Origin of the sequence: Pseudomonas donghuensis (assembly GCF_000696345.2) — a bacterium.
Taxonomy (GTDB): domain Bacteria; phylum Pseudomonadota; class Gammaproteobacteria; order Pseudomonadales; family Pseudomonadaceae; genus Aquipseudomonas; species Aquipseudomonas donghuensis.
Genome location: NZ_CP071706.1, coordinates 4,553,293 through 4,577,589 on the forward strand (window position 1 = coordinate 4,553,293; position 24,297 = coordinate 4,577,589).

Sequence of the window (24,297 nt, forward strand, 5' to 3'; positions counted from 1 at the left end):
GGGCTTTTCACTTATCGCGGGAAGATCAGGACGCCGAACCTGCGGCACGCTGCTCCATGGTGCTTGGTGACAGCTTGAACACGTAGAACAGCACCGTCAGCATTACCAGGAACGCCGGGCCGATGTACAGGGCCACGCGGGTTTCCTCGAAATAAGCCATCAGGCCGACCACCAGGATCAGGAACGCCAGCGCCAGGTAGGAGCTCAGCGGCCACAGCCACATGCGGTATTTCAGGGCGGCACGCTCGGCGTTGCTCAGGCCGGCGCGGAACTTCAGCTGGGCCAGCAGGATCATCACCCAGGTCCAGATCGCACCGAAGGTGGCAATGGCAGTGACCCAGACGAAGACTTTCTCTGGCACCAGGTAGTTGGCCAGCACGCCCAGCAGCAAGGCTGCGATCGACAGCAGCAGGGCATTGCGCGGTACGCCGTTGCTCGAGGTACGAGCGAAGGTGGCCGGCGCCTGACCGTTCTGCGCCAGGCTATAAAGCATGCGCCCGGTACTGAAGATGCCGCCGTTGCACGACGACAGCGCAGCGGTGATCACCACGAAGTTGATGATACCCGCAGCGGTCTTGATGCCCAGACGCTCGAAGGTCATCACGAACGGGCTGCCCTGGCTGCCGATTTCGTTCCACGGGTAGATCGACAGGATCACGAACAATGCACCGACGTAGAACAGCAGGATGCGCCAGAACACCGAACCGATGGCCTGCGGAATGGTCTTTTGCGGGTTGCGCGCTTCACCGGCGGTCAGGCCGATCATCTCGACGCCCAGGTAGGCGAACATCACCATTTGCAGCGACATCAGCACGCCGGTCACGCCATTGGGCATGAAGCCACCGTTGCTCCAGAGGTTGGAGATGCCCATGGCCACGCCGTCGTTGCCAAAACCGAAGGCGATGATGCCGACGCCACCCAACACCATGGCGATGATGGTGACGATCTTGATCAGGGCGAACCAGAACTCGAACTCACCAAAGGCCTTGACCGCGATCAGGTTGATCGCGCCCATGCTGCCCAGGGCTGCCAGGGCCCAGATCCAGCGCGGCACTTCCGGGAACCAGATGCCCATGTAGATGGCCACTGCGGTGATTTCCGCCACGCAGGTCACCAGCCACAGGAACCAGTAGTTCCAGCCGGTGAGGAAGCCCGCCAACGGGCCGAGGTAGTCTTGGGCGTAGCGGCTGAAGGAGCCGGCTACCGGGTTGTGCACGGCCATTTCGCCAAGGGCGCGCATGATCACCAGGATCGCCAGGCCGCCGATGATGTAGGACAGCATGATAGCTGGCCCGGCCATTTCGATGGCCTTGGCCGAACCCAGGAACAGGCCGACACCGATACAGGCGCCCAGCGCCATCAGGCGAATGTGGCGTTCGCCGAGTTCTCGCTTGAGTGGGCCGCCTTGGGCGGTCTCACCATGAGAAGGGTGGTTGCCGACTGGCATAGAAATACAACCTCATTTTGTTATTGGATATGACCATTCGTGCAGGCCTGGCACCGCCGATAGGCTGGATGCGCTGCCTCGCCGGGCACCGCCTTGTGAGCGGCCCCGTCTGCCGGGTGTGCAAACCGGCAGAGCGAAAGGGGCGAGCAGTATAGAAAGGCCCCTGCAGGGTATTTCACTATATAAAGCCCGTTATTTGGCGAGAACTCTCGGCAAAAACCGCTTCTACGGAGGGGCATTCCCCGTGCTTTTTACCACTGCAGGAAACAAGGCGGCTAACATAGCACCAAAACGGGGCAATTCAAGCTCCACCAAAGGCGCATTTCTGACACGGTTTTGGGAAATCCCTGCCATATGACTACAAATTTTTCACCAAACCCGGCCACCGTCTAAGCTTCAGGCAAGCAAGACGAAAATACGTAGCCGAGCTGAAGACTATGGGCGCATTGTGGCAATCGGAAGCAGACAGTACGGAAACTCCCTCTGAACACCTCGATCCTTCGCCATTGCCGAAAAGCCCACGCCAGCGCCGTCTGTGGTGGCGGCTGTTGTGGCTGGTGCTGCTGCTCGCCCTGATCGCCCTGGGGTATGCCGCCACCGCCGAAATGCACACCTCGCGCCTGCAATCACGGGAATTCAGCCAATTTGCCGCGACCCTCAGTTATTCCATGCAGCCAGGCCCCAGCGACGCCATCCGCTACCCCGGCGACGGCCCGTTCGACAAGCGCCTGGGCTACAGCTCACTAGGTGAATTCCTACCGCGCCTGCTGAAGCGTGACTACGTGATCAACGAGCAGACGCGCTTTTCGCCTGCGCTTATGGACTATGTTGACCACGGTTTTTTCGTACCGTACGCCGAGAAGATCCAGGCCGGTCTGTCGATCACCGACTGCAAAGGCGATGCGCTGTATCAGTTCCACTATCCGCAATACCTGTACCCGGACTTCGCCTCGATTCCACCCATCATCGTCCACAGCCTGCTGTTCATCGAGAACCGCGACCTGCTTGATCCCAACGACCCGCTGAACAACCCTGCCGTGGATTGGCCGCGCTTTGCCAAGGCGGCCTACACCCAGGTCGCCAAGTACCTGGCCCTGCCCGGCCAGTCGGCGGGCGGCAGCACCCTGGCGACCCAGTTGGAAAAGTACCGGCATTCGCCCGACGGCCTGACGGCCTCGGGGAGCGAGAAGATCCGCCAGATGATTTCCGCCAGCGTGCGCGCTTATCAAGGCGGCCCGCAGACACTGGAAGCACGCCAGCGCATCGTGCGCGATTACCTCAACAGCGTGCCGCTGTCGGCGGTACCCGGGCATGGTGAAGTGCATGGCATGGCCGAAGGCCTGCGGGTCTGGTACGGCGCCGATTTTGCTCAGGTCAACCAGGCTCTGTCGTCCACCGCAAGTGATCCGCAAAGCCTGGCTGCCCGTGGTCTGGCCCTGCGCCAGGTGCTGTCGCTGATGATCGCCCAGCGCCGGCCCTCGCACTTTTTATCCAAGGGCCGTGCCGAGCTGGCGCTGCTGACCGACAGCCATATCCGCGTCCTCTCGGCCAGCAACATCATCGACAAGCCATTGGCCGATGCCGCCCTGGCCAGCAAGACCATTTACCGCGACTGGGTGGCCCAGCCGACCATTCAGCCGATCGTCACCAACAAGGGCATCAGCGTTGCCCGCAGCCGTCTGTCTTCGGCCCTCGGCCGACCGCTGTACGACCTGGACCGTCTCGATCTGTCGGCCACCAGCACCCTGCAATCGGACTTGCAGGGCCAGGTCAGTCAGTACCTGAAAGACCTGGCCGACCCGGCCTTTGCAGAAAAAATGGGCCTGTTCGGCGAACGCCTGTTGACCCCGACCAGTACCACCCAGGTGCGCTACAGCTTCACCCTGCTCGAGCGCACCGCCGACGGCTCAAGGGTGCGGGTGCAGACCGACAGCACCGACCAACCGTTCGACATCAACGAAGGCAGCAAGCTGGAACTGGGCTCGACCGCCAAGCTGCGGGTACTGACCAGCTACCTGGAAATCATCGGCGAACTGCACGACAAGTACGCCAACACCCCGGCTGCGGAGCTTAAGAAAGTCCCGGTGGCCGAATTGGACTTCATCACCCGCTGGGCCATCGACTACCTGATCCAGAACAAGGACCGCGACCTCAGCGCCATGCTCAACGCCGCGCTGGAGCGCAAGTACTCCGCCAGCCCCGGCGAAGCCTTTTTCACCGGCGGTGGCCTACATGTGTTCAACAACTTTCGCAAGGAAGACAACGGCCGCATTCCGACGCTCAAGGACGCCCTGCGTGAATCGATCAACCTGCCGTTCATTCGTCTGATGCGCGACCTGGTGCGTTACAGCACCTATCAGCAGCCGGGTAATAGCGCCAGCCTGCTCAAGGACGATGCCGAGCCGCGCCGCCAGGAATACCTGGCACGCTTTGCCGACAAGGAAGGCACCGATTACATGCGCAGGTTCTGGAAGAAGTACCAGCGCAAAACGTCGCAACAGCGTCTGGATACCTTCCTCGACAGCCTGCGGGTCACGCCGATCCGCTTGGCCGCGGTGCACCGTTACCTGTTTCCGGAGGCCGACCAGGCCACCTTCAACGCCTTCGTCCAGGCGCACCTGAAAAAAGACCGGATCGAAAACAAGACCCCGGCCACCAAGCAGAACACCGTTACCGAGAAACGTCTGCAAGATCTGTACGAAGCCTACCGGCCCGGCGCTTACGACCTGCCCGACCAGGGCTTTATCGCCAAGGTCCATCCGTTGGATTTGTGGCTGCTCGGCTACCTGCTGCAACACCCCAGCGCCACCTTCCAGCAAGCGGCCGATGCCAGCCACTTCGAGCGCCAGGAAGTCTATGGCTGGCTGTTCAAAAGCCGACACAAGGGTGCGCGCGACAGCCGCATTCGCACCCTGGTGGAGATCGAAGCCTTCCTCGATATCCATCAACGCTGGAAACGCGTCGGCTACCCCTTTGACCACCTGGTGCCATCGCTGGCCACAGCCATCGGCAGCTCCGGCGACCGTCCGGCAGCCCTCGCCGAGTTGATCGGCATCATCCAGAACGATGGCGTGCGCCTGCCGGTGCTGCGCATCGATACCCTGCACTTTGCTGCCGATACCCCTTACGAAACCCGCTTGACCAGCGACCCCGACCTCGGCCAACGGGTGCTCTCGGTAGAAGTCGCCCGGGCTCTGCGCGGCGCCCTCTCGCAAGTGGTGGATGCCGGTACCGCGCGGCGGGTGTCGGGCAGCTTCAAACTGGCCGACGGCACCCCGCTGGTGATGGGCGGCAAGACCGGCACTGGTGACAACCGCATCGAAAGCTTCGGTGCCGGCGGACGGCTGATTGGCTCACGCTCGTTGAACCGCACCGCGACCTTTGTGTTTTTCCTCGGCGAAAACCACTTCGGCACCCTCACCGCCTTCGTGCCCGGCAGAGCGGCGGAATCCTTCCGCTTTACCTCGGCGCTGCCGGTGCAGGTGCTCAAAGGCATGGCGCCGCTCCTGATGCCGTACCTGGAGCCTGGCAGTCACACCCTGTGCAAACCACCGCGGATGGTGCAGCGCTAGCCACCGTGAAAGCGCTTGGCGGTCATGAAGCTTTTGCTCCAGTAGCTGTTGCGCAGCGAATCGATACGGATGTTCTTGCCGGCGCGGGGGGCGTGGATGAAACGCCCTTCGCCGATATACAGGCCAACGTGGCCGATCCGGCCCTGGCCGTTGCGATTGAAGAATACTGCATCACCGCGCTTGAGCTGGCTCTGCCTGATGGTCCGGGCAGCGGACTGGAGCATGGCCGTCGTGGTGCGCGGTATCTTGATATCGGCCTCATGGCGAAACAGGTAGACCAGCAGGCCGCTGCAATCGAACCCGCCCTTTACCGACATGCCGCCCCAGCGATAGGGCACGCCGATCAGTTGGTGTGCACGCTCGACCAGACGATCGAGGTTGGTGTCCAGCTCATGCCGCACACTGTGCTCACGTGCAGTCTGGGTAAGCGAGAAATTGGCCTGGGCAAAAAATGACAGGCCCCAGAGCAGCCCGATGAAAAAAATGGAAGGTGCCACGGTGAAATACTCACGGATGAAGAAAACGTGGCGAATCTTAGGGATGACTTCCGCGCGTGTAGATCAAGGCAATCCGAGAGTTCTGTAAGAAAAACCTTAAGAGTTCCTACGCGTTTTTCCGGTTACCGCCTTTACTTCATGAGAAATATTCCTATTCTCCCGCTTGATTTAAGATATATCTTGAGTAATATCTGAAGATACATCTAACCCAAACGGAGACACCCAATGCGTGACCATCATTCCCATCACCGCGAGCATGGCGAGCGGCACGACGGCTTCGAGCGTCGTCACGGCCGCGAACGTGGCGACCGCGGCCCCCGCGTCTTTGCCCCCGGCGACCTGAAATTGCTGCTGTTGTCGATGCTGGCCGAGCAGCCTTGCCATGGCTATGACCTGATCCGCCAGATCGAAACCCTTTTCGATGGCAGCTACAGCCCCAGCCCCGGGGTGATCTACCCGACCCTTAATTTTCTGGAAGAAGCCGAGCTGATCAGCGGCAAAACCCAAGGCAGCAAGCGTCTTTACGGCATCACTGCAGCGGGCCAGAAATCCCTCGCGGACCAAGCCATTGCCCTGGACGGCGTGCGCATGCGCATTGAAGTCAGCAAACGCTCGTTGCGTGGCCACGATCGCCCGGCAGAAATCCACGAAGCCGTGCACAACCTGCGTCATGCCCTGCAAATGCATAGCGGGCGCTGGAACCCAACGGAAATCGAGCGGGTCCGTACGCTACTGAACGACACCGCCAAAGCCATCGTCGCAGGGCCTATTGCGACCTCAACGGAGAAAGCCGAATGACTGTTAGCGAAAACACCACCATTCACCGCGTCAACCACGAGATCAAACACCGTCGCCTGAACGTGCTGCGGGTCACCGAGCTGACCCCGCGCATGCGCCGCATCACCGTCGGCGGGCCGGAGCTGCAAGGCTTTACCAGCGTCGGTAGCGACGATCACGTCAAGTTGATGTTTGCCTGCTCGGAACAAGAGCAGGCTGCGCTCGACAACCTCGATTTCAGCCGCGATGGCGTGCGCCCGACCATGCGCGAATACACGCCACGGCGCATTGATCTGACGAACGGCGAAATGGATATCGACTTTGTCCTGCACGGCGACGGCCCTGCCTCGACCTGGGCGGCCCAGGCGCAGGTCGGCCAGGTACTCAACATCGCCGGGCCTCGTGCATCGATGGTGGTCCCGGACATCTTCGACAGCTACCTGCTGATCGGTGATGAAACCGCCATCCCGGCCATTGCCCGACGCCTGGAAGAGTTGCCGGCCGGGCGCAAGGTACTGGCGCTGATAGAAATCGAAGATGCCCGGGAACAACAACCGCTGCCGAGCGCAGCGCAAGTCGAGGTCATCTGGGTGCAACGCCACCAGCAGGCCTTGCTTGAGGTCATCAAGGGGCTGTCGCTGCCAGGCGGTCAGTTGTACACCTGGGTCGCTCTGGAGAAATCGCTGACGCGCCAGGCCAAGCGTTTGCTGGTCGATGAAAAAGGCGTGAAGGAAGAGCTGATCAAGGCTGTCGCCTACTGGCGCCTCGACCCGCACGACGACGAGTAACAGGCTACCTCAGGGTTGCGTCCTGGCCTTGGCCAGGCGCCCGCCCTGCCAATGATCGAGGCCGAGCAACAGCAGGCTGATGGCGACAAATCCGCCCAGGATCGACAGCGCATTGAGCAGCACCTGCGCGTAACCCAATTCGGCAACATCGATGAACGGGTAGGGATAGACCCCTATCACATGCCCACGCAGCAGCGTGTAGGCAAAATACCCCGCCGGGTACAGCAGCCAGGCCAGCAGATGCCTGAAACGCAGGCTGCCCTTTTCTACACAACACCACCAATAAGCCACGAACAGCAGCGGCATGACGTCGTGCAGCAGCTCGTCCGCCAGCCATTGCCAGCCCTGCGGGTGCCACAGGTGACGCAACAACAGGCTGTAGGCGAGGCCCACGAGAATAATGCTCGCGGCAATCCCGGAACTGATCCAGGGCGCGAGAAAAAAGCGGCGCAGCGGCGAGTCGCGGCCGAATGCCGCGTGACTGAGCACTACGGCGACCAGGGTGTTGCTGAGCACGGTGAAAAAACTGAACAACGTCACCAGGCCGCCCAGCAAGCTGGCCTGCTCTTGCCAGCGCGCCAGCAACAGCAGGTACATCTGGATCGCCAGCGCGCTCCAGCCCAGGCACGCGGCCAGGGCGATGAACAGCCTGCGCCGGCTCACCGGCTCAGCGGCCGCGTTGCATTTTCAGGTACAGGCGCTCGACCTTCTCCCGGGCCCAGGGCGTCTTGCGCAAAAAGGTCAGGCTCGACTTGATGCTCGGGTCGCTCTTGAAGCAGCGGATATCGATGCGCTGAGCCAGGCCGTCCCATTGGTAGTGCGCTACCAGCGCGGTAAGGATCTGCTCCAGGGTCACGCCATGCAGCGGGTTCTGATTAGCGGCGGTCATGCCTGTGCTCCAGCCAACGAAAGGTGCGCACCTTAGCCGAGGCACGGCTGCAAGTCTTCAGACTTTTCGCATTCAAGGTGCTGCTTACAGACATTCTAGTGTGGGCAAAGGCTCTAGCCAGCGCATGGGCGTTTTATCTTTAACGGCAATGTTATACTGTATCAATACTATAACACTGCCAAGGACCCCTTCCCTCCATGCGTCACTTACCCCTGCGCCTCTCCCCCCTCGCCGCCGCGCTCTGGCTGGCTTCACCCTTGAGCCAAGCCGTCGAGCTGCAACCTCAGGTGATCACCGCCAACCCGTTGGGTAACAGTGAACTGGCCGCGCCCAGCACCGTGCTCGACGGCGACGACCTGACCCTGCAACAGAAAGGCAGCCTCGGCCAGACCCTGAACAACCAGCCCGGTGTTGCCTCGACCTGGTTCGGCCCCGGCGCCAGCCGCCCGGTGATCCGCGGCCTGGACGGCGACCGGATCCGCATCCTGCGCAACGGCGTCGGCGCCTTGGATGCTTCGTCGCTGTCCTATGACCACGCCGTGCCGCTGGACCCGGCCACCGTTGAACGCATCGAAATCGTCCGCGGCCCGGCGGCCCTGCTCTACGGTGGCAACGCCATTGGCGGGGTAGTCAACAGCTTCGACAACCGCATCCCGACCTCGCCCATCGACGGCATTCACGGTGCCGGTGAGTTGCGCTACGGCGGCGCCGACACCACCCGCAGCAGCGCCGGCAAGCTGGAAGCGGGTGACGGCCGCTTCGCCCTGCACCTGGACGCCAACAGCCGCCAGTTCAATGACCTGCGTATTCCCGGTTACGCCCGCAGCTCGAAAGTGCGCGACGCCGACGAACCGGGCAGCAAGCATCGCCTGGAAAACAGCGACGGTCGCCAGGACGGTGGCGCGCTGGGCGGTTCCTATCATTGGGATCACGGCTACGCCGGCCTTTCCTACAGCCGCTACGACTCCAATTACGGTTCGGTGGCCGAGCCGGGCGTACGCCTGGACATGCAGCAAGATCATTACGGCTTCGCCTCGGAACTGCGCGACCTCGACGGCCCGTTCAGTTCGGTGAAGGTCGACCTCGGCTACACCGACTACCAGCACCGCGAGCTTGAGAGCGGCGAGGTGCACACCACGTTCAAGAACAAGGGCTACGAGGCGCGGGTCGAGGCCCGGCACCAACCGTTGGGGCCGGTCGAAGGGGTGATTGGCGCCCAGGTCAGCCGCAACGAGTTTTCCGCCCTCGGCGAAGAAGCCTTTGTACCGCAGACCGACACCAACAGCCTGGCGCTGTTCATGCTCGAGCAGTGGCAAGCCACCGAACGCCTGAACCTGAGCCTGGGCGGACGCCTGGAACACACCCGGGTCGAACCCGACAGCAAGGGCAGCGAGCGCTTTGCCGAGGCCGATCGCTCGAGCAGCTTCACCGCCGCCAGCCTGTCGTCTGGCGCAGTCTACGAGCTGACCCCGGTCTGGTCCCTGGCCGCAACCTTGGGCTACACCGAGCGCGCACCGACCTTCTATGAGCTGTACGCCAACGGCGCCCACGTCGCCACCGGCACCTACGAGGTCGGCGATCCGAACCTGAGCAAGGAGAAAGCCATCTCCAGCGACCTGGCCTTGCGCTTCGACAATGGCACGCACAAGGGCAGCGTCGGCGTGTTCTACAGTCATTTCCGCAACTACATCGGCCTGCTGGCCAGCGGCAACCTGCGCGAAGGCCATGACCACGACCATGATCACGGCGATGAAGAGCACGATCACGACCATGATCATGACCACGGCGGCGATGTGCCCGAATACCTCTACCACGGGGTTCGCGCGCGCTTCTACGGCATCGAGGCCCAGGACCGCTGGCAATTGGCGCAAAACCGCTACGGCAGCTTTGCTCTGGAACTGTCCGGCGACTACACCCGGGCCAAGAACCTCGACACTGGCGAAGACCTGCCGCGCATCGCCCCGCTGCGCCTGAACAGCGGCCTGCTATGGGAACTGGACCGCTGGCAGGCACGGGTGGATGTGCAACACGCCAGCGCCCAGCACAAAAAACCGGCCAATGAGACCAGCACCGACGCTTACACCACCCTCGGCGCCAGCGTGGGTTACCGCTTCGACATCGGCCAGAGCCAGTGGCTGGCCTTTGTCCGCGGCGAGAACCTCACTGACCAGACCGTGCGCTACTCAAGCTCGATCCTGCGCGACATCGCCCCGGCACCAGGGCGTAGTGTCGAGGTTGGCCTGCGTACCACCTTCTAAGTCAACACCCATCCCGAGGGAGCCGGCCTTGCCGGCGATTGGTCGTATTGGTCTGCGCCCAGTCAGCGCCTGATGTGCTGATTGTGCCAGCCTCATCGCCGGCAAAGCCGGCTCCCACAAGGGATCAGTGTCACCTGCCTCAGCCGGACTGTTACCGATCCGGCAACGGTGACTCTTGCTGAATTGACTTTTTTTCTTACAAGTTCAGCTATATCCTCCCCGCCGCAAGCTGAACCGCTTCAGTTTATTTCCCTGCAGCCTTATCGCCGATGATCCTCGGAACTCGGTGGCCTTGCCGTTTTTTCAATAATCAAAAGATAGCGCTATCTCATGCCTCAGAATGATCGTTTCCGCTTTTCCCCCGCCACCCGGACACTGCTTTCGGGTCTGGCCATCGCCAGCCTCGCGCCTTGCGCCCAGGCCGCGGCGATGTTCGCCAGCGACTCGCCATGGATGCTTGGCGACTGGGGCGGCACCCGCACGGAGCTGGCTGAACGCGGCTACGACTTCACCCTCGGTTACACCGGCGAGATGGGCGCCAACCTGCATGGTGGCTACGACGATGACGAAACCGCGCGCTACAGCGGCCAGTTCGCCCTCGGCAGCCACCTGGACCTGCAGAAGATCCTCGGCTGGCACGACGCCGAGTTTCAGTTGACCGTTACCCAGCGCCACGGCGACAACATCAGCAACGACCGCATCAATGACCCACGGGTCGGTGGCTTTACCTCGGCCCAGGAAATCTGGGGCCGTGGCCAGACCTGGCGGCTGACCCAGATGTGGATCAAGCAGAAGTACTTCGACGGCGCGCTGGATGTGAAATTCGGCCGCTTCGGCCAGGGCGAGGACTTCAACAGCTTCCCGTGCGACTTTCAGAACCTGGCGTTCTGCGGCTCCCAGGTGGGCAACTGGGTCGGTGACATCTGGTACAACTGGCCAGTCAGCCAGTGGGCGCTGCGGGTCAAGTACAACCTGACCCCAGAGCTGTACGCGCAAATCGGCGCCTATGAGCAGAACCCCTCCAACCTCGATCGCGGCAACGGTTTCAAGCTCAGCGGCAGCGGTACCCAGGGCGCGGTGATTCCGGTCGAACTGGTCTGGAGCCCGGCGGTTAACGGCCTGAAAGGGGAATATCGCGCCGGTTACTACTACAGTAATGCCAAGGCAAGCGATGTCTACAAGGACAGCAACGAACAACCGGCAGCACTGAGCGGCCAGGCTTATCGCAGCAGTTCGAGCAAGCACGGCTTCTGGCTCGGTGCCCAGCAACAGGTGACGTCGCTGGCATCAGACCACTCGCGAGGGTTGAGCGTATTCGCCAACGCCACGCTGCACGACAAGAAGACCAATGCCATCGACAACTATGTTCAGGCAGGTGTGGTGTACAAGGGGCCCTTCGATGCCCGCGCCAAGGACGACATCGGTTTCGCCCTGGCACGCGTGCACGTCAACCCTGCCTACCGCAAGAACGCCCAGGCCATCAATCAGGCTCGCGGCGTCAGCGACTACAACGATCCCCTGTTCCGTCCGATCCAGGACACCGAGTACAGCGCCGAGCTGTATTACGGCATCCACCTGGCCGACTGGCTGACCGTGCGCCCGAACCTGCAGTACATCCGCCATCCCGGTGGCGTGAGCCAGGTCGATGACGCACTGATCGGCGGGATCAAGATCCAGAGCAGTTTCTAACCCCCCTTTTCACCTAACGGAGAACACACGATGAGCACTGATGGTGCCTTGAGTAGAACCCGCTGGCTGCCGCGACTGATCGGTGTGCTGCTGTTGCTGATGGGCCTGGCCCTGCTGGCTGGCGGTATCAAACTGAGCCAGTTGGGCGGTTCGCTGTATTACCTGATCGCCGGTATCGGCTTCGCCCTGTCCGGCATCCTGCTGCTGGCCCTGCGCCGCAACGCCCTGGGTCTGTATGGCCTGGTGCTGCTGGGCAGCACCCTGTGGGCATTGTGGGAAGTGGGCCTGGACTGGTGGCAACTGGTCCCGCGCCTGGCCCTGTGGTTCGCCCTGGGCGTAGTGTTGCTGCTGCCGTGGGCGCGCCGCCCACTGCTGGGCAACCCGTCCAAGGCCAACATCGGCCTGCTGAGCCTGGCCGTGGCGCTGTCCGGTGCCACGGCGGTGGCCAGCCAGTTCACCCACCCGGGTGAAGTCAAGGGCGAGCTGGGCCGCGAAAGCGCCGAGATGAGCAGCACCGCGCCGCAAATGCCTGATGGCGAGTGGCAGGCCTATGGCCGCACCGAATTCGGCGACCGCTACTCGCCGCTACGCCAGATCACCCCGCAGAACGTGCACAAGCTACAGGAAGCCTGGCGCATCCGCACTGGCGACCTGCCAACCGACAACGACCCGGTCGAGCTGACCAACCAGAACACCCCGCTGAAGGTCAACGGCAAGCTGTATGCCTGCACCGCCCACAGCAAGGTGCTGGCCCTGGACCCGGACACCGGTGCGGAGATCTGGCGTTTCGACCCGCAGATCAAGAGCCCGGTAGGCTTCAAGGGCTTCGCCCACATGACCTGCCGTGGTGTGTCGTATTACGACGAGAACAACTACGTCAATGCCGACGGCAGCCCGGCCCCCAAAATCAGCGACGCCGGCCAGGCCGTTGCCGTCGCCTGCCCGCGCCGCCTTTACCTGCCGACCGCCGACGCCCGCCTGATCGCCCTGAACGCCGACACTGGCAAGGTCTGTGAAGGTTTCGGCAACCAGGGTGTGATCGACCTCACCACCGGCATCGGCCCGTTCACTGCTGGCGGTTACTACTCCACCTCGCCTGCTGCGATCACCCGCGAACTGGTAATCATCGGCGGCCATGTTACCGACAACGAGTCGACCAACGAACCGTCCGGCGTGATCCGCGCCTACGACGTGCACGACGGTCGCCTGGTGTGGAACTGGGACAGCAACAACCCCGACGACACCGCACCGCTGGCACCCGGCAAGACCTACAGCCGCAACTCGGCAAACATGTGGTCGCTGGCCAGTGTCGACGAGAAGCTGGGCATGGTCTTCCTGCCGCTGGGCAACCAGACCCCGGACCAGTGGGGCGCTGACCGCACCCCGGGCGCCGAGAAGTACAGCGCCGGTATCGTCGCCCTGGACTTGGCCAACGGCAAGGTACGCTGGAACTACCAGTTCACCCACCACGACCTGTGGGACATGGACGTCGGCAGCCAGCCAACCCTGCTTGACCTGAAAACCGCCGACGGCGTGAAGCCTGCGCTGATCGCCCCGACCAAGCAGGGCAGCCTGTACGTGCTCGACCGTCGCGACGGTACGCCGATCGTACCGATCCGCGAAATCCCGGTACCACAAGGTGCCGTCGAAGGCGACCGCACCGCGCCAACCCAGGCCCGCTCGGACCTCAACCTGCTCGGCCCGGAGCTGACCGAACAGGCCATGTGGGGCGCCAGCCCGTTCGACCAGATGCTCTGCCGCATCCAGTTCCGCGAATTGCGCTACGAAGGCCAGTACACTCCGCCATCGCTACAGGGCAGCCTGGTCTACCCGGGTAACGTCGGCGTGTTCAACTGGGGCAGCGTCTCGGTCGACCCGGTGCGTCAGTTGCTGTTCACCAGCCCGAACTACATGGCCTTCGTCTCGAAGATGGTGCCGCGCGCCGATGTCGCCGCCGGCAGCAAGCGCGAGAGCGAAACCAGCGGTGTGCAGCCGAACACCGGCGCACCCTACGCGGTGATCATGCACCCGTTCATGTCGCCTCTGGGCGTGCCATGCCAGGCGCCAGCCTGGGGCTACGTGGCCGGCATCGACCTGACCACCAACCAGGTGGTGTGGAAGCACAAAAACGGCACCAGCCGTGACAGCTCGCCGATCCCGATCGGCCTGCCGATTGGCGTGCCAAGCATGGGCGGCTCGATCGTCACCGCTGGCGGCCTGGGCTTCCTCAGCGGCACCCTGGACCAGTACCTGCGTGCCTATGACACCAACACCGGCAAGGAGCTGTGGAAATCGCGCCTGCCGGCCGGTGGCCAGGCCACGCCGATGACCTACAGCGGCAAGGACGGCAAGCAGTACGTGCTGGTGACCGCCGGTGGTCACGGCTCGCTGGGCACCAAGATGGGCGATTACGTCATCGCTTACAAATTGGCTGAGTAGACCTTAGCTGCTAGCTGCAAGCTTCAAGCTGCAAGCACCGCGCTCCCCACTTGCGGCTTGTAGCTTGAAGCTTGAAGCTTGAATCTTTCCTCCACCCGCCCCATCTAAGCACCATAGTCATTGAGCAGGTGCGCCATGAGCGATCAGCAGGATCTACCGGAACGTCCCGAGGAAACCGCCGAAGTCGAGCATCTCGAAGCCTCCGAACACAGCGGCCGAAACCTTGCCTTGCCGGGCCAACAGTTGCCGGACAAGGTCTATATCATCCCGATCCACAACCGCCCGTTCTTCCCCGCGCAAGTGTTGCCGGTGATCGTCAATGAAGAACCCTGGGCCGAAACCCTGGATCTGGTAGCCAAGACCCCGCATCACTCCCTGGCCCTGTTCTTCATGGACTCGCCGCCAGAAGACCATCGTCATTTCGACACCTCGGCCCTGCCGCTGTACGGCACCCTGGTCAAGGTTCACCATGCCAGCCGCGAAAACGGCAAGCTGCAGTTCGTCGCCCAGGGCCTGACCCGGGTACGTATCCGCACCTGGCTCAAGCATCATCGCCCGCCGTACCTGGTCGAGGTCGAGTACCCGCATCAACCCAGCGAGCCGACCGACGAGATCAAGGCCTACGGCATGGCCCTGATCAACGCGATCAAGGAGCTGCTGCCGCTCAACCCGCTGTACAGCGAAGAGCTGAAGAACTACCTGAACCGCTTCAGCCCCAACGACCCATCGCCCTTGACCGACTTTGCCGCCGCGCTGACCTCGGCCACCGGCAACCAGTTGCAGGAGGTGCTCGACTGCGTGCCCATGCTCAAGCGCATGGAAAAGGTCCTGCCGATGCTGCGCAAGGAAGTCGAAGTCGCGCACCTGCAGAACGAGATCTCTGCGCAAGTGAATCGGCAGATCGGCGAGCACCAGCGCGAGTTCTTCCTCAAGGAGCAGCTCAAGGTCATCCAGCAGGAGCTGGGCCTGACCAAGGACGACCGCAGCGCCGACCTCGAACAGTTCGAGCAGCGCCTGCAAGGCAAGACCCTGCCCGCCGCCGCGCAAAAGCGCATCGACGAAGAGCTGGGCAAGCTGTCGATCCTCGAAACCGGCTCGCCCGAATACGCCGTCACCCGCAACTACCTGGACTGGGCCACCGCCCTGCCCTGGGGCGTGTACGGCAAGGACAAACTCGACCTCAAGCACGCGCGCAAGGTACTCGACCAGCATCACGCCGGCCTGGGTGACATCAAGGAACGCATCCTCGAGTTCCTCGCCGTTGGCGCCTACAAGGGCGAGATCAGCGGCTCCATCGTGCTGTTGGTAGGCCCGCCAGGCGTCGGCAAGACCAGCATTGGCAAGTCCATCGCCGAATCCCTGGGCCGGCCGTTCTATCGCTTCAGCGTCGGCGGCATGCGCGACGAGGCCGAGATCAAGGGCCATCGCCGGACCTACATCGGTGCCCAGCCGGGCAAGCTGGTGCAGGCACTGAAGGACGTCGAGGTGATGAACCCGGTGATCATGCTCGACGAGATCGACAAGATGGGCCAGAGCTACCAGGGCGACCCGGCCTCGGCGCTGCTGGAAACCCTCGACCCCGAGCAGAACGTCGACTTCCTCGACCACTACCTGGACCTGCGCCTGGACCTGTCCAAGGTGCTGTTCGTGTGTACCGCCAACACGCTGGACTCAATCCCCGGACCATTGCTCGACCGCATGGAAGTGATTCGCCTGTCCGGCTACATCACTGAAGAAAAGCTGGCCATCGCCAAGCGCCACCTGTGGCCCAAGCAGTTGCAAAAAGCCGGGGTGGCCAAGACCAGCCTGAGCATCAGTGACAGCGCCCTGCGCACGGTGATCGAGGGCTATGCCCGCGAAGCCGGTGTACGCCAGCTGGAAAAACAGCTGGGCAAGCTGGTGCGCAAGGCGGTAGTGCAACTGCTCGAGGACCCCGAGAAAAAGATCAAGATCGCCCCCAAGGACCTCGAAGCCTCACTGGGCATGCCGGTGTTTCGCAGCGAACAGGTGCTCTCCGGCAAGGGTGTGATCACCGGTCTTGCCTGGACCAGCATGGGCGGCGCCACCTTGCCGATCGAAGCGACGCGCATCCACACCCTCAACCGCGGCTTCAAGCTGACCGGTCAGTTGGGTGATGTGATGAAGGAGTCTGCCGAAATCGCCTACAGCTATGTCAGCGCCAACCTCAAGCGATACGGCGGTGATCCAAGCTACTTCAATGAAGCTTTCATACACCTGCACGTGCCCGAAGGCGCCACGCCCAAGGACGGCCCCAGCGCCGGGGTGACCATGGCCAGTGCGTTGCTGTCACTGGCTCGCGACCAGGCGCCGAAGAAAGGCGTGGCCATGACCGGCGAGTTGACCCTGACCGGCAAGGTCCTGCCGATTGGCGGGGTGCGCGAGAAGGTCATTGCCGCGCGGCGGCAGAAGATCTTCGAGCTGATCCTGCCGGAAGCCAACCGGGGAGACTTCGAGGAGTTGCCGGATTACCTCAAGGAAGGCTTGAGCGTGCACTTCGCCAAGCGCTTCAGTGATGTGGCGAAGGTGTTGTTCACCTGAAGGGGTTCTGGAAGACGCGGGCTCTGAGAGCCCGCGTCAACCTGCTCGAGTACGGCTACCTAACGCTCACGGCTGATACCGGGTCAGCGTGCGGTTCATCTGCACCGCGCTTTGTTCAATTGTCTTCCATAGCCCCAGGAACCGCCCGAAGTAGATCGCAAACCGGGCCAGTTGCTGGCCTGAGGTAACGAGCTGCAGCTGATTACTCGACGCATCGATGTAAGCAGTGAGGCTTTGCCAGGCTGAATGAACATGAGACGAAGCCGTCACCACGGCTCTGAGCAGTTGTTCCAGTTTCCGCAGTTTTCCTGAGAGTTCCAGGAAACGTGATTGCAGTATCTGCCCGAGAATCCCCGCGATACCGCCCTGGGTCGCTGGTTTTACCAACTTGCCAATTTCATTGACCTTTCTCGTCGCCGCAGGAATGACCTGTATCCGAGCCTCATCGCGAAACCGAGTGGCCTCGATGCGCACACGCTCGACCTCGCGGGCGTATCCCTTCAATTGCTCCTTGAGTGCATTCACGTACATGGGCAAGGACGACACAATTTGCCTATCGGCCACACTAAGCGCCAGCGCCTCACCGCCCAGCAAAGCATCCCAGGCCTCACGTTGCTTACCCAATGCCTTGGTTTGTGCGCACACATCCAGAATGACCTCCCCTGAACGGTTGATGTTGCTGGCGACAGTGACCAACGTATGGGTCAGCTGCAGGTTTTTCCCATACAACACCTCCCAGCCGTTGGCATGCTGTTTCACCTGGCGAGAGAATGTCAGCATGGCGTTACCATTCAGCTCAGGGTTCGAGGACATCAACGCGCTGAGAATCAATGTCCAAGGGTTCGCCTGCCCTCCACCCATCCACTGATAAATGCCAGCCGGTGAGTTGGGCAATCCCCGTGTATAGGCGACATACTCATTGAGGTCACGCACGTGTGTTGGCGACAAACTCAGGGCACCGGTGTCCTGCCCTGACGCCATGGCGCTCAACAACGCGCCGGGAAGACGTGAAGCTTGTACTTGCCAGTTTTTATCCAGCATTCCATTTGCAGTCATCATTAGCGCTCTCCTGCTCGCCATTCAGCGCGCCACCCGGTTTAACTAACAATGGGTGGCGCACGGAGACACGGCAATGATTAAAAGGCTCGACGGAACTGGAAAACTATATGTTGAACATAGGCGAGCAATTGTTTCAGCAACTGATTGAACGCCTGCGCGCCCTCAAAACTGTCCAGTTCTATCCTGCGTAGTTGACTGGCCACTGTCTCCAGTTGCACATGAATCTTCTGCTTTTCAGCCAGCCATTCCAGGCGCTTTGGTTTCAGCACGGAATACTCCACCAGGGCTTGCAGATAGCCCTTCACTTGAGTCGCTCGTTGCTCCTTTTCGCGTTGTTCAGCGATCAGTTCGTTTACTTCCGTGCGCAGCGCCCGACGCTGGTCTTGCAGCCGTGAATACTGCATGCCTTGCTGCACGCCCTCCATCAGTTTGCCCAGCGCCTCCAGTGCCTGCTCGACCGCTACGGCAGCGCCGGCCGTTGTGGCGCCCTGAGCGACCAGCCCCTGAAGCTGTTCAACCGTTGGCAATTTGCCTTGGAACAGCTGCTCGATGCCATTGGCCTCAAACACACCGATGGCTTTTTCCAGCTCGGCAAGGTTTTCGCGTTTACCGTTGAGCGTATCGGTTAGCGCCTGTAGCCTGCTGGCCAGGCGCTCCTGAGTCTCCAGGTAACTGGCCTGGTCGCGGCTCGCATCATAAACCGGCAGGCTGGCGATGGACTTTGTAGCGGTCATCACCCCAGAGACCACGACATCCAGTTCTGCAGCGATCTTGTTTTTTGAGATCTGCAGTTCCTCCAGGAAGAACTCCTCTTCTTCAGGGTCTCCCGAGGCCTCTCGAAAATCGTCAATCAGCTCATCAAGCTGGTATGACTTTATGGTGACCGCCAGCACTTCCGAATTTTTAGCCAAGCCATCAACGTACCGTTGCATCCCTTTGTAGTGCCGTTCAACTGATTCATGCAGCAATGGCAGAAAGCCAAATCTACGTTGCTCCCAAAACGCCGAGTATGCCGACACGACCGAGAGAATCTTGTCCATATCCGGGACATTAAGCGAAGCACTCAAAGCGACAACATTATCATTCATTACGTTATATCCTTATTTGGCGGCTGCGGCGTCATCAAAGACACGATTCATATGCTGGGCAAACTTCTCAATGTCTTTCCATTGCCCAATGAAGCGTTTGAAAAATATCGCAAACTTGAACAACTCCTGATTGGATTCGATACGCTGGAGGTGTTCAATCGATGTATCGATGTACACCCCGATCAACTGCCAGGCCGATTGCAGGTGAGAGGCGGCTGTCACCACATCCCTGAGTCGAGTATCCAGCTGTCCCATTTGAGTGCCGAGGTCTTCCACCAGCCCTTCCAGGCGAACGGCCGCCTTGAGTTTCTGGCTGAGTTCACCGCGCTGGCCCTGCAGCTTGTTACGTTCCTTGCGGACTTTCGCCGCCTTGCTGCCATAGATGCCGCCGGTTATAGCCGCGCCCAGCGGCCCCGCAGCCAGGCCACTCAGCGCGGCTTTGACATACTGGTCATACTCGGCTTCAAGTTTTTTGATTTCATTGTCCAGCTCGGCGAGATCTTCACGCAGCTGCTGTACTGCCCCGCTCGCCTTCTGACGTTTGATCGCCTGGGTTTTTACCGCGACCAAGGGGATCAGCTGTTCACGCGCGGTATCGCGAAACTGTTCAGTCTCTTCCCGGACAGCGCCCACACGCCGAGAAAACAGGTCCACGTCTTCGCGCAGTATCTCCATGTAGTCCACCAGGTCGAGAACCCTGTGGCGGTCTTCTGTCCCCAGGCTGATCGCCTTGTCGAACTTGATGGTTTCCCACGCGTCCCTGCGCTTGCCCAGCGCACGGCTGTTTTCGAGAATGACCAATATCTCGTCGCCAGTGGTATTGATGCCATTGGCACTGGCCGCCAACTCGAAGCCAAGCTTCTTGCTATTGTCGGCAAGTACTGTCCAACGGCGTCCGTGTTTCTGTAACTGCTTGTGCATCGCCTCCATCTTGTCCGGCATCAGGTCCGGCTCTTTGATGGTGGAATAGCCCAACCAGCGAATCACTGCATCCTTGGTAACAGGAAGCTGGAAGGTATAGTTGGCATACTGGTTAAGGGTGACAATATGCTCTCGTGTCAGCGTCAACCCACCCTCGTCGGGGCCATCGCGTTCCGCCATTGCCTGAATGAGATTGCCAGGCAGGTGCTCAGCCTCAGTCTGCAATGTGTCAAAATTGATCTGTGTACTGCTCATGACCACGTCCCTGTTAAAACGCCGACTCGGCGGGGACCTTCAAACTAATCCCGCTGTGAAGTGCCCTGCAGAGGGCAGGCTTTCCTGAAAGCCAATACCAACCTGACGGACAGAATTGTCGATGAACACCAAATGCAAGCTGTTGGTCCTTGGCCTGTCACTCCTGGCAGCCTGTTCACAAACACCAGGCCGGCACGAGAATGTGGTGCTGGAAAAGGCCAGCCAGTGCCCTGTACATCTGCAGTTGGGCCAGACCCTGACCCTGACCCTGCCCAGCAACCCCAGTACCGGCTATCGCTGGCTGCTACAGAACCCGGCCGCGGGCATCCTGCGTAGCCTTGGCCCCGAGGTCTACAGCCACCCGGAAGATGCCGGCATCGTCGGTAGCGCCGGGCAATCGCTGTGGCGTTTCCAGGCCCAGGCCGCCGGTGAAAGCCATCTGCTGTTGGTCTACCAGCAACCCTGGGCCCCGGAAGTGCGCCCGGTGCAGACCTTCGATTGCGCAATCACGGTCAAGTAGGCCGCGCTGGTCAGCGGGCCATGCATCCTGCGGCCAGTTTGGCTAAAATGCCGGCCCTTTACCGCCCAACGCCTGGATTGCCCCCGTGAGCAAAGAACCCGACCGCCTATTCGCCCAGCCCCTTGGCCAGGTGCCCGACTTCGCCTTCAACGAAGACGTGGTGCGGGTGTTCCCGGACATGATCAAGCGTTCGGTGCCCGGTTACCCGACCATTGTCGAGAACCTCGGCGTGCTCGCCGCCCAGTTCGCCCAGCCCAACACTGCCCTGTACGACCTGGGCAGCTCGCTCGGTGCCGTGACCCAGGCCCTGCGCCGGCATGTGCGTAGCGAGGGTTGCCGGGTGATTGCCATCGACAACTCGGCGGCCATGGTCGAGCGCTGCCGGCAGTACCTCAATGCCCAGGACTCGATGTTCCAGGAGCTGTTGCCGGTCGAGGTGATCGAAGGCGACATCCTTGCCCTTGAGTTCCAGCCGGCCTCGGTGGTGGCGATGAACTTCACCCTGCAGTTCATTGCCCCCGAACAACGCCTGGAACTGCTCACGCGTATTCGCCAGGCGCTGCTGCCGGGCGGTGCGCTGATCCTTTCGGAGAAGCTGCGCTTTGAAGATGCCGATGAACACGCGCTGCTCACCGACCTGCACGTGGCCTTCAAGCGCGCCAATGGCTACAGCGAACTGGAAATTGCCCAGAAGCGCAGCGCCATCGAGAACGTGATGAAACCCGACAGCCTTGAAGAGCACCGCGAACGCCTGCTGGCGGCCGGTTTCTCCAAGGTCGTGCCCTGGTTCCAATGCCTAAACTTTGCCTCGTTGATTGCCCTGCCATGATTGATCTGTCCCCCCTGGTCCGCCGCTTGGCGGGCACCCCCCTGGCGCAATGGGCGCAAGGCCTGCAAGCGCAACTCGACGCCAAGATGGAAAAAGGTCATGGCGACCTGGAACGCTGGCAGGCTGCGCTCGACGCCCTGCCGGCACTGGTGCCTACGCACATCGACCTGCAAAACGGCCTCAATCTGGATTGCGACTGCGATGACGACACCCGAGCGCGCATGCAGCAGGCCCTGATGGGCCTGTCACCGTGGCGCAAGGGGCCGTTCGACCTGTTCGGCGTGCACGTCGACACCGAATGGCGCTCGGACTGGAAGTGGTCGCGGGTCGCCCCGCACCTGGACCTCAAGGGCAAGCGGGTGCTGGATGTCGGTTGCGGCAACGGCTACTACCAGTGGCGCATGCTCGGCGCCGGGGCCGACAGCGTCATCGGTGTCGACCCCAACTGGCTGTTCTTCTGCCAGTTCCAGGCCGTGCAGCGCTACCTGCCGGAGCTACCGGCCTGGCACCTGCCGTTTGCCCTCGAAGACCTGCCGGCCAACCTCGAAGGCTTCGACACGGTGTTCTCCATGGGCGTGTTCTACCATCGCCGCTCGCCCATCGAGCACCTGCTGGCGCTCAAGGACTGCCTGGTCAAGGGCGGCGAACTGGTGCTGGAAACCCTGGTGATCGAAGGCGATGAAAATCAGGTGCTGGTGCCGGAAGATCGCTACGCACAAATGCGCAACGTCTGGTTCCTGCCGTCGGTGCCAGCCCTGGAACGCTGGTTGCGCCGCGCCGGGTTCAGCGATGTGCGTTGCGTCGATGTCAGCACCACCAGCGTCGAAGAGCAGCGCAGCACCGAGTGGATGCGCTACCAGTCGCTCAGCGACTTCCTCGACCCCAACGACCATAGCCGCACCCTCGAAGGCCTGCCGGCACCACGGCGCGCGGTGCTGGTGGCACGCAAATAAAACAGGCGCCCAAATGGGCGCCAAAAATTCACCTTTTCCAAAGGAGCGGGGAGCTTCCAAGGTGAATGGAGCTACTCCTTGGCGACCTGCTTGGTCGCCGTGTCACGCTTTTGCGAGTCGGACGCGGCCAGCGCCTGGTCCTTCTTGCCGTGAATCTGTTCCTGGCTGAGGCGGAAGTTTTCCCAGAATTGCTTCGACCGCTCCGCTCCGCCTTCAGCCAGCGCCGCGCTGCTGCCCAGGGCCAATACAGCCATCAGCACATACTTGTTCAGGCTCATGTTGCTCACCTCGTGATTGAATTTCAGGACAGTTCAATCTTACGCAGGGCAAGCTAACGCCAAGGTGAGCCGCACATTACAGTGCTGCAAGATTCGCCCTACAGCAGGGTCAGCGGATACTCGACAATCAGGCGTACTTCATCGAGGTCCGATTCGAAGGCCGAGGCCCGGGTCGTGGCCTGACGCACACGCAGCGACAAGTCCTTGAGACTGCCGGACTGCACCACGTACTTCGCTTCGATATCGCGCTCCCAACGCTTCTGCCCGGTCAGCGGATTACCCTCGGCATCGCGGCGCATGTACACGCCATTGGCATCGGAGTAATCGATGCCGCTGCCACGTCCGTAACGGCTCATGAACGACAGGCCCGGTACGCCATAGGCGGCCATGTCGAGGTCATAGCGCAACATCCACGAGCGCTCTTTCGGCGAGTTGAAGTCGCTGTACTGGATCGAGTTGTCGAGGTAAATCGAGTCGGACTGGCGCAGGTAATCGAAATCGTTGTCGCCCTGGTTGCGCTGGTGCGACAGGGCCAGGGTATGGGCGCCATAGCTCACGCCGACGCGGGCACTCCAGATATCGTTGTCGAATTTGCCCAGCAGTTGCTGGCCTTCATCCTTGGCCTTGTAGTAGTTGAAGCTGGTGAAACCGGTCAGCTCGTCGGTGATCGGGTACTTGTAGCTGATACCGGCGTAGTACTGATCCCAGGCGTCCTTCAAACGGCTGCTGTAGAGGCTCAGGCTGAGGTTGTCGCTGGCCTGGTAATCGCCACCGAAGTAGCCCAGCCAGGGCGAATCGACGGGGCCGGCGTAAAAGGTCACGAAGCCGTCGCGGTTGTTGCTCGACAGCGGCTGGCTCATGGCGTGCAAGCGCCCGCCCTGCACTTTCAGGCCCGCCAGGCTGGTGTTCTCCAGGGTCCAGCCGGTGAAGCTTTCCGGCAACAGGCGCGAGTCGCCGAAATGCACCACCGGCGTGGTCGGGAACACGTCACCAAACTTGAGCTCGGTGTCGAACAAGCGCGCCTTGATCGCACCGCCCAGCTTGCTGAAGTTGCTGGCGGTATCGCCATTGCGGTCCACCGGCAACATGTCGAACGAACTGCGCCCGCCGCTGCGGCCATCGCCGCTGTCGAGCTTGAGCGCGAGCATGGCGTGGGCATCCAGGCCAAAACCGACCGTGCCCTCGGTATAGCCCGACTCGAAGCGGGCGATAAAGGCCTGGGCCCAGGCTTCGGCGTAGCCCGCCTTGCCGGTGGGCGACTGTTCGCCTTTACGGTAGTCGCGGTTGAAATAGAAGTTACGGCTGAGCACCGTCAGGCTGCTGTCTTCGATAAAGCCCCCGCCCTCGGGCTGGCTGACGGCACTGGCGGTCGCACAACTGGCCAGGGCCAGGGCGCCGGTCAAACAGGCTGTGGATTTGTTCCCCATCTTCAACTCCTGATTTTTCGCAGAAATACGCAAGGCGCCCGCAATGCGGGCG

The 24,297-nt window shown here is 61.5% G+C and carries 19 protein-coding genes; 10 read left to right on the plus strand and 9 right to left on the minus strand.

Going from position 1 to position 24,297, the window contains the following annotated elements; all coding sequences use genetic code 11:
- Positions 1-25 precede the first annotated feature (25 nt).
- Positions 26-1,447: an amino acid permease gene (locus tag BV82_RS21170; RefSeq protein WP_010221004.1), complete on the minus strand. Its 1,422-nt coding sequence runs from the start codon at positions 1,445-1,447 to the stop codon at positions 26-28.
- A 437-nt stretch (positions 1,448-1,884) separates the two neighbouring features.
- Between BV82_RS21170 and BV82_RS21175 the strand changes: the two genes are divergently transcribed.
- Complete coding sequence (locus BV82_RS21175; protein WP_036996668.1) at positions 1,885-5,019, plus strand: transglycosylase domain-containing protein; 3,135 nt, start codon at positions 1,885-1,887, stop codon at positions 5,017-5,019.
- On the opposite strand, the gene BV82_RS21180 is transcribed toward BV82_RS21175, so the two are convergent.
- Entirely contained in the window at positions 5,016-5,516 is a 501-nt protein-coding gene (locus BV82_RS21180) for a C40 family peptidase (protein ID WP_036996669.1), read from the minus strand. The two genes, BV82_RS21175 and BV82_RS21180, sit on opposite strands and share 4 nt — an antisense overlap.
- A 225-nt stretch (positions 5,517-5,741) precedes the next feature.
- Here BV82_RS21180 and BV82_RS21185 point away from each other — a divergent pair, with 225 nt between their 5' ends.
- Positions 5,742-6,314, plus strand: coding sequence for a PadR family transcriptional regulator (locus BV82_RS21185; RefSeq protein WP_010221001.1), 573 nt, complete (start codon positions 5,742-5,744; stop codon positions 6,312-6,314).
- On the plus strand, positions 6,311-7,081 hold the full coding sequence (locus BV82_RS21190; RefSeq protein WP_010221000.1) for a siderophore-interacting protein: 771 nt from the start codon (positions 6,311-6,313) through the stop codon (positions 7,079-7,081). The genes BV82_RS21185 and BV82_RS21190 overlap by 4 nt, the downstream gene beginning before the upstream one ends.
- A 9-nt stretch (positions 7,082-7,090) precedes the next feature.
- Here the strand turns inward: BV82_RS21190 and BV82_RS21195 are convergent, their stop codons facing one another.
- The gene (locus BV82_RS21195) at positions 7,091-7,744 is read right to left on the minus strand and encodes a Pr6Pr family membrane protein (RefSeq protein WP_010220999.1); all 654 of its coding nucleotides are present in this window, start codon (positions 7,742-7,744) and stop codon (positions 7,091-7,093) included.
- Positions 7,745-7,748: 4 nt separating this feature from the next.
- Positions 7,749-7,970, minus strand: a complete 222-nt coding sequence (locus tag BV82_RS21200) for a VF530 family protein (protein ID WP_010220998.1) — start codon at positions 7,968-7,970, stop codon at positions 7,749-7,751.
- A gap of 197 nt (positions 7,971-8,167) precedes the next feature.
- On the opposite strand from BV82_RS21200, the gene BV82_RS21205 reads away from it, so the two are divergent.
- The 4 genes from BV82_RS21205 (at position 8,168) to lon (ending at position 16,915) form a co-directional block, all read left to right on the plus strand.
- The gene (locus BV82_RS21205; RefSeq protein ID WP_036996671.1) at positions 8,168-10,228 is read left to right on the plus strand and encodes a TonB-dependent receptor; all 2,061 of its coding nucleotides are present in this window, start codon (positions 8,168-8,170) and stop codon (positions 10,226-10,228) included.
- 330 nt (positions 10,229-10,558) lie between these two features.
- Positions 10,559-11,917: a carbohydrate porin gene (locus BV82_RS21210; RefSeq protein WP_010220996.1), complete on the plus strand. Its 1,359-nt coding sequence runs from the start codon at positions 10,559-10,561 to the stop codon at positions 11,915-11,917.
- Between the two features lie 30 nt (positions 11,918-11,947).
- Complete coding sequence (locus BV82_RS21215) at positions 11,948-14,356, plus strand: glucose/quinate/shikimate family membrane-bound PQQ-dependent dehydrogenase (RefSeq protein ID WP_036996672.1); 2,409 nt, start codon at positions 11,948-11,950, stop codon at positions 14,354-14,356.
- A gap of 135 nt (positions 14,357-14,491) precedes the next feature.
- Positions 14,492-16,915: an endopeptidase La gene (lon, locus tag BV82_RS21220; protein WP_036996673.1), complete on the plus strand. Its 2,424-nt coding sequence runs from the start codon at positions 14,492-14,494 to the stop codon at positions 16,913-16,915.
- Between the two features lie 66 nt (positions 16,916-16,981).
- On the opposite strand, the gene BV82_RS21225 is transcribed toward lon, so the two are convergent.
- The 3 genes from BV82_RS21225 to BV82_RS21235 all read right to left on the minus strand — a co-directional run bounded on the left by BV82_RS21225 (position 16,982) and on the right by BV82_RS21235 (position 20,238).
- Positions 16,982-17,974 carry a hypothetical protein gene (locus BV82_RS21225; protein WP_010220993.1) on the minus strand — a complete coding sequence of 331 codons (993 nt, stop codon included), beginning with the start codon at positions 17,972-17,974 and terminating at the stop codon, positions 16,982-16,984.
- A 77-nt stretch (positions 17,975-18,051) separates the two neighbouring features.
- Complete coding sequence (locus BV82_RS21230) at positions 18,052-19,062, minus strand: alpha-xenorhabdolysin family binary toxin subunit B (RefSeq protein ID WP_036996674.1); 1,011 nt, start codon at positions 19,060-19,062, stop codon at positions 18,052-18,054.
- Between the two features lie 12 nt (positions 19,063-19,074).
- The gene (locus tag BV82_RS21235) at positions 19,075-20,238 is read right to left on the minus strand and encodes an alpha-xenorhabdolysin family binary toxin subunit A (RefSeq protein WP_036996675.1); all 1,164 of its coding nucleotides are present in this window, start codon (positions 20,236-20,238) and stop codon (positions 19,075-19,077) included.
- Between the two features lie 121 nt (positions 20,239-20,359).
- Here BV82_RS21235 and BV82_RS21240 point away from each other — a divergent pair, with 121 nt between their 5' ends.
- From BV82_RS21240 to cmoB, 3 genes are all read left to right on the plus strand, one after another.
- The gene (locus tag BV82_RS21240; protein WP_010220990.1) at positions 20,360-20,758 is read left to right on the plus strand and encodes a protease inhibitor I42 family protein; all 399 of its coding nucleotides are present in this window, start codon (positions 20,360-20,362) and stop codon (positions 20,756-20,758) included.
- Between the two features lie 85 nt (positions 20,759-20,843).
- Complete coding sequence (gene cmoA / locus BV82_RS21245; RefSeq protein ID WP_010220989.1) at positions 20,844-21,587, plus strand: carboxy-S-adenosyl-L-methionine synthase CmoA; 744 nt, start codon at positions 20,844-20,846, stop codon at positions 21,585-21,587.
- Positions 21,584-22,540 (plus strand): tRNA 5-methoxyuridine(34)/uridine 5-oxyacetic acid(34) synthase CmoB, encoded by a 957-nt coding sequence (gene cmoB / locus BV82_RS21250; protein ID WP_036996676.1) that lies wholly within the window; start codon positions 21,584-21,586, stop codon positions 22,538-22,540. The genes cmoA and cmoB overlap by 4 nt, the downstream gene beginning before the upstream one ends.
- 71 nt (positions 22,541-22,611) lie before the next feature.
- On the opposite strand, the gene BV82_RS21255 is transcribed toward cmoB, so the two are convergent.
- Positions 22,612-22,818, minus strand: a complete 207-nt coding sequence (locus tag BV82_RS21255) for a hypothetical protein (protein ID WP_010220987.1) — start codon at positions 22,816-22,818, stop codon at positions 22,612-22,614.
- A 98-nt stretch (positions 22,819-22,916) separates the two neighbouring features.
- A complete protein-coding gene (locus tag BV82_RS21260) occupies positions 22,917-24,245 on the minus strand; it encodes an OprD family porin (RefSeq protein WP_103143303.1) in 1,329 nt (442 codons plus the stop codon).
- Positions 24,246-24,297 lie beyond the last annotated feature (52 nt).